This is a genomic window from Ramlibacter sp., assembly GCF_035706265.1.
Classification (GTDB): domain Bacteria; phylum Pseudomonadota; class Gammaproteobacteria; order Burkholderiales; family Burkholderiaceae_C; genus Ramlibacter.
Genome location: NZ_DASSVG010000513.1, coordinates 1 through 5,474, shown reverse-complemented (window position 1 = coordinate 5,474; position 5,474 = coordinate 1). Strand labels below are relative to the sequence as shown.

Genomic DNA, 5,474 nt, shown 5'->3' with positions numbered 1-5,474 from the left:
GGCATCCTGATCTGGGTCATGATCATTCCGATGCTGCTGAAGATCGACTTCGCAGCCCTCGGCCAGGTGAAGGCGCACGTACGCGGCATCGGCGTCACGCTGTTCATCAACTGGGCGGTGAAACCGTTCTCGATGGCGCTGCTCGGGTGGATCTTCATTCGGCATGTATTCGCGCCGTGGCTTCCGGCGGAGCAGATCGAGAGCTACATCGCCGGGCTCATCCTCCTGGCAGCCGCGCCGTGCACCGCCATGGTGTTCGTGTGGAGCCAGCTGTGCAAGGGCGACCCCTATTTCACGCTGTCGCAGGTGGCCTTGAACGATTCCATCATGGTCGTGGCGTTCGCGCCCATCGTGGCGCTGCTGCTGGGTCTCTCGTCCATCACGGTGCCCTGGGATACGCTCCTGACGTCCGTCGGCCTGTACATCGTCGTGCCGGTGGCGATCGCGCAAGTCTGGCGCAAGGCCTTGCTGCAAAAGGGCGTCAGGCACTTCGAGGCGGTGGTGGCGCGGCTGGGGCCGTTTTCCATCGCGGCGCTGCTCCTCACGCTGGTTCTGCTGTTCGCGTTCCAGGGCGAGGCCATCCTGAACCAACCGCTGGTGATCGCGCTGCTCGCCGTTCCGATCCTCATCCAGGTCACCTTCAACTCCGCTTTCGCTTACTGGCTGAACCGGCGTGCCGGGGTGGAGCATCGCGTCGCCGGTCCGTCGGCCTTGATCGGGGCGAGCAACTTTTTCGAGCTCGCCGTGGCCACCGCGATCAGCCTCTTCGGCTTCCAGTCGGGCGCGGCATTGGCCACGGTCGTCGGCGTGCTGATCGAGGTCCCCGTCATGCTGGCCGTCGTCGCGGTGGTGAACCGGAGCAAGCCCTGGTACGAAGAGGGCCTGCATTCGCAGCGGATGCACCCAGGCGGCGCATGAACCGGCGGTCACCGGGTTGATGGCCATCAAGGTTGCCCCGGCAGCACAGGACCATGCTCTCCAGGGTGCTTCCGATGCTGGACGAGGACCCGATCGGGGTTGCGCGGCTGCAGCGACTGCTGCACGGGGCCGAGACGCCATCCGAGGCGGAGGAGTGCCGACCATGAGCACGGAGTCCGGCGCGGTCGCCACCGAGCTCCCTGAAACGCTGGGTTCGCCGTCCATCGACGCGCTCAACGCGGGCTGCTTCTGCGCCAGCCTGGACGAGAATTCCCTGGCCCATGCCCTGGAGGCGCAATTCGGTTCGCCGGAGATCGTGAGCCTGGTGCGGGAACGCTGTCCCTATCTCTACTCGGCGCGGCCGGTATTCGTTTCGCACGCGCACATGGACGCCATGGGCAAGCTCGTGAAGGCGATCGAATCCGTGGTGGCCCTGCCGCAATACCGCGAGCTCGTGCTGGCCCGATCGCCGGAGATCGCGCACCATTCACCGGGTGCCGTCGGCGTGTTCTTCGGGTACGACTTCCACGTCGCGCAGGAAAGCTTCGGCCTCATCGAGATCAACACCAATGCCGGCGGCGCCATGTTGAATGCGATCCTCGGGCGGGCCCACCGGGCGTGCTGCCTGGCCGTCGAGCGGCTCGGGCCGTCGGGAGCGCGCGCCGAGGCTTTCGAACGTGCCATCGTCGACATGTTCCACACCGAATGGCGGCGCAGCGGCCGGGCCCGGCCCTTGAAGACGATCGCCATCGTGGACGAGCGTCCCGGCGAGCAGTACCTGTACCCCGAATTCCTGCTGTTCCAGCGGCTGTTCGAGCGCCACGGCCTGCGCGCGGTCATTGCGGACCCCGGCGAACTGAGCCTCCAGTCGGGTCAGCTCGTGGCCGGGGACGTTCCGATCGACCTCGTCTACAACCGGCTGACGGACTTCTACCTGGAGGCTTCAGGCTCGCAGGCGCTGCGGGCTGCGTATCTGCAGGACCGGGTCGTGCTCACACCGCATCCGCAGGCCCACGCCCTGTTCGCGGACAAGCGCAACCTGGTCGTGCTCAGCGATCAGGCCTTGCTCGCGGAGCTGGGGGTACCGCAGGCGACACGCGAGGTGCTGAGGGATGGCGTGCCACGAACGATCGTCGTGGATCCTGGCAATGCCGATGAACTGTGGTCGCGGCGCAAGCAGCTGTTCTTCAAGCCGTTTGCCGGCTTCGGCAGCCGTGCGGCGTACCGCGGCGACAAGATCACGCAGCGCGTCTGGTCGGAAATCTCCGGCGGCGGGTACGTCGCGCAGGCGCTGGTCGCTCCAGGCGAACGCGGACTTGATCCGGCGGCGGACAAGCCGCTCAAGTTCGACCTGCGTGAGTACGTGTACGACGGCCTCGTGCAATGGACTGCGGCCCGGCTCTACCAAGGGCAGACCACGAATTTCAGGACGCCGGGCGGCGGCTTCGCGCCCGTCTACGAGGGGCCGACCTGAACGAGCCGATCCGCCGCAGCGGCTGAATGATCGGCCTGAATACGCGGACCCCAGCGAGCCCACCGATCGGGCGGTTCAGGTGCGGGCAGTGCGGACCTGGGGTGCCCGGCTGCAGGCGCGTTCGATGCAGTGGCGCAACTCGCGCAGGTTGCCGGGCCACGGATAATTCAGGAGGGCCTGTTCCGCGGCCGCGAGGGCCGAGCGACCGCTGCCACCCGCAGTCCAGCGATCAGTTTGCTGCGCGAGCGCGCTGCCTCGGACGCAGGGGCGCAGAATGGCGTGCAGACTGGAGCAGCCCCCATGGACGAGACCCAAGCACGCCAGATGAAGGATCAACACAGCCGCGACGAGGCGGAGTTGCGCCGTTCACAACAACTTTCCGCTGGCGACGGGTTCTCGCCAGTCGAAGGCTCACCGCAACACGGCGCACCCCGCCGGAGTAGCGGGGATGAAGCAACCGCGGTCGAGGACTACGAGACGGCGCTGAGCAAGGAGCGATCCGCTTGGGAGCGCTTCCGGTCGCTGTCGCACAGGTCCGATTCCGACGCGGAGTGGCAGGAATGGCGCTCCGCCGTCGAGGCGCGCGACAGGGCAACTCGCGTTCTGATCAACCACTTTCTGGAAGAGATGGCGCGCACGCAGGCCGGCGGCGGCTAAGCCGTTCCGGGGCACGGAAGAGCATCCTCCGCACGGCCAGTACCGTCCCGAGTTCCCGGCCGACGGCTTCGCCGACCGGCAGTGGGCACGCCGGTGGGCGACCGAGTTCGTGCGCTGGTACAGCCACGAGCACCGTCACACGGCATCCGGGATGCCAGCCGGAGATCGATTCCGCGAGGCGCCCCGACCATGCTTCCACGCTTCAGCACTCCTCCATCAGCGAGAGGCGCTCGATCGCGCGCTGCGCTTCCGCGATGGCACCGGCGACCTTCCGCTTGTTCGGTACGCGATGGCGGCCGCCGGCAGACAGGCCATCGCGTCCACGGAGCAGTTGCTTTCCGCCGATGGAGACCGTGAACCGGCCGTATTCGTCCGCCTCGATGGCATACGTGAGTTGCTGCCCCGACTTCCGCCTGTATTCGACATGCTGCATGGCACGAGCATGCTGCCCGATGAGCGTGCCGAGGGTCGGTGCAACAGCCGACCGGGCGCAGTCCCGGACGCCGCCGCAGGGGAGTTCAGGGCCACTCACCAACAGTGGAAGGCCTGGCAAAATTCGAGGGGTGCAGCGCGTCCTGCCTCATTTCTTCGGCCGCCCGTCGCAGTTGGCGCGCAATGCCTTGCAGAAAAAGCGAGGACTACCCCTCACTTGATGCAGACGCTGCTTGCCGCGCGTAGTTGACCGCGTCGGGCAAGCGGTCGTAGCGAAAGCCGCCGAATCGGAACTGGCGACCGTCGAACCGGACGCCAAGCGAAGCCATCAGCACCTGGTCGGTGGCACTCGGCGGAACAAACGGCTTGGACCGCCGGGGTGACGGGAAAACTTCAGCCGCTTCGAGTCCGCGTGAGCGCACAAGCTGCGCATACGCAATCGCATCAGCCAGCTTCTCGTACCGGTAGGCCTTGTAGACATAGTCGAGCCCGTCCCGGTCGATGCCCAGGTCCGCCATCCGCCGCTCGTCGTCCGCGGAGGGAACGCTTTCGCATGCAGACGTGCGGATGTCGACGGCGGCATCCGGGCCGCCGCCGGTCGGATCGCGGTTCGTGGTGTTCATGGAAGCGCTCCTTTTCCAACCTGCAATGCGTGGGGGGCTCCCTGATTGCATTCTCGCACTGTGGGCAGTGGCCCGGACCGCGTCTGTACGAAGCCGCACACAGGCGGCTGAACCCTGCGCACTCCGGGGCTACAGCGGCGTGTGTCCTGCCAGCAGGCGCTCGTACTCTTTCCGGACGACGGCATAGCACTCGCACGTGCGGCGCTCGAGGCCGGCGCGGTCCAGCACGGTGATGTGGCCGCGCTGGTAGCGGATCAGTCCTGCGCGCTGCAGGCCGAGAGCCGCCTCGGTGACCCCTTCGCGGCGCACACCGAGCATGTTCGCAATCAGTTCCTGCGTCATGACGAGCTCGCTGGCCGGCAGGCGGTCGAGGCTGAGCAGCAGCCAGCGGCACAGCTGCTGGTCCAGCGAGTGATGGCGGTTGCAGGCCGCCGTTTGCACCATCTGCGTGATCAGGGCCTGCGTGTAGCGCAGCAGCAGGTTCAGCACCGGCCCGGAGCGGTTGAATTCGCTTTTCAGCACCCGAGCGCGCATGCGGAAGCCTTCGCCCGCGCTCTGCACGACACACCGGCTCGGCGTCGTCTCACCCCCCATGAACAGGGAGATGCCGACCAGGCCTTCGTTGCCGATCACCGCGATCTCCGCCGAGGCTCCGTCTTCCATCACGTACAGCAGCGAGACGATGCTCGTGGTGGGGAAGTACACATGGGTCATGACGACCCCGGACTCGGAAAGCACCTGTCCCAGCGGCATGCTCACGGCTTCGAGTTCCGGCTCCCAGCGCGCCCACTCCTCGGACGGAAGCGCGGCGAGGATGCGGTTGTTGCGGGGGTCCGGCTGACTGGCCATGCAGAGCCAGTATAGGAGCCGTCAGTCGCTGCGGGGTAGCTGTTGCACGAGGAAGAAGTCGATCATTGCGGCCGACGCGCTCGGCCCCGAGGGCTCCGCGTACGACCCGGATGGGTGCCCACCCGACCAGGCATGCGTGCCTGCGGCAATCTCCCAGTGCTCGAGTCGAGGCACGTGATGCGCGTCCCTGTAGATGGTCCGTGTCACGGTGCGCCCGCCCACCGTCACCTGCTGCTCCACGCGTTGCAACGAAATGCCGCAGGAGGCCGCCTGCGCAGCCGCTTCCCGGATGACCTGACGGCCATTGCCGGGATGCACGATGCGGTCGGAAGTGCCGTGGAAGACGATCGTGGGGACTGCTGCCGCGGACGCCGGGCTGGCGGTCGTCTTGCGCGCTGCCGTGCGCATCGCCGCATGGGCCGATTGCACGTCAGTGGCGGCGGCGGCCGGGAGGCCGGAGTGCACCCCTACCGCTGCGAACACGTCGGGATAGAGCTGAGCCGCGAGGGCAGCCATGGAAC

The 5,474-nt window shown here is 67.0% G+C and carries 7 protein-coding genes; 3 read left to right on the top strand and 4 right to left on the bottom strand.

The window, feature by feature from the left end:
• The 3 genes from arsB to VFM98_RS18385 form a co-directional block, all read left to right on the top strand.
• On the top strand, positions 1-918 hold a 918-nt coding region (gene arsB, locus VFM98_RS18395; protein ID WP_325111349.1), incomplete at its 5' end, for an ACR3 family arsenite efflux transporter.
• 163 nt (positions 919-1,081) lie between these two features.
• Entirely contained in the window at positions 1,082-2,392 is a 1,311-nt protein-coding gene (locus tag VFM98_RS18390; RefSeq protein ID WP_325111348.1) for a hypothetical protein, read from the top strand.
• Positions 2,393-2,692: 300 nt separating this feature from the next.
• On the top strand, positions 2,693-3,049 hold the full coding sequence (locus VFM98_RS18385) for a hypothetical protein (protein WP_325111347.1): 357 nt from the start codon (positions 2,693-2,695) through the stop codon (positions 3,047-3,049).
• 202 nt (positions 3,050-3,251) lie between these two features.
• On the opposite strand, the gene VFM98_RS18380 is transcribed toward VFM98_RS18385, so the two are convergent.
• From VFM98_RS18380 to VFM98_RS18365, 4 genes are all read right to left on the bottom strand, one after another.
• Entirely contained in the window at positions 3,252-3,482 is a 231-nt protein-coding gene (locus VFM98_RS18380) for a hypothetical protein (RefSeq protein ID WP_325111346.1), read from the bottom strand.
• 205 nt (positions 3,483-3,687) lie between these two features.
• On the bottom strand, positions 3,688-4,104 hold the full coding sequence (locus VFM98_RS18375; RefSeq protein ID WP_325111345.1) for a hypothetical protein: 417 nt from the start codon (positions 4,102-4,104) through the stop codon (positions 3,688-3,690).
• 129 nt (positions 4,105-4,233) lie between these two features.
• Positions 4,234-4,953, bottom strand: a complete 720-nt coding sequence (locus VFM98_RS18370; protein ID WP_325111344.1) for a Crp/Fnr family transcriptional regulator — start codon at positions 4,951-4,953, stop codon at positions 4,234-4,236.
• A 21-nt stretch (positions 4,954-4,974) separates the two neighbouring features.
• The coding region (locus VFM98_RS18365) for an alpha/beta hydrolase family esterase (RefSeq protein ID WP_325111343.1) at positions 4,975-5,474 on the bottom strand (500 nt) is incomplete at its 5' end.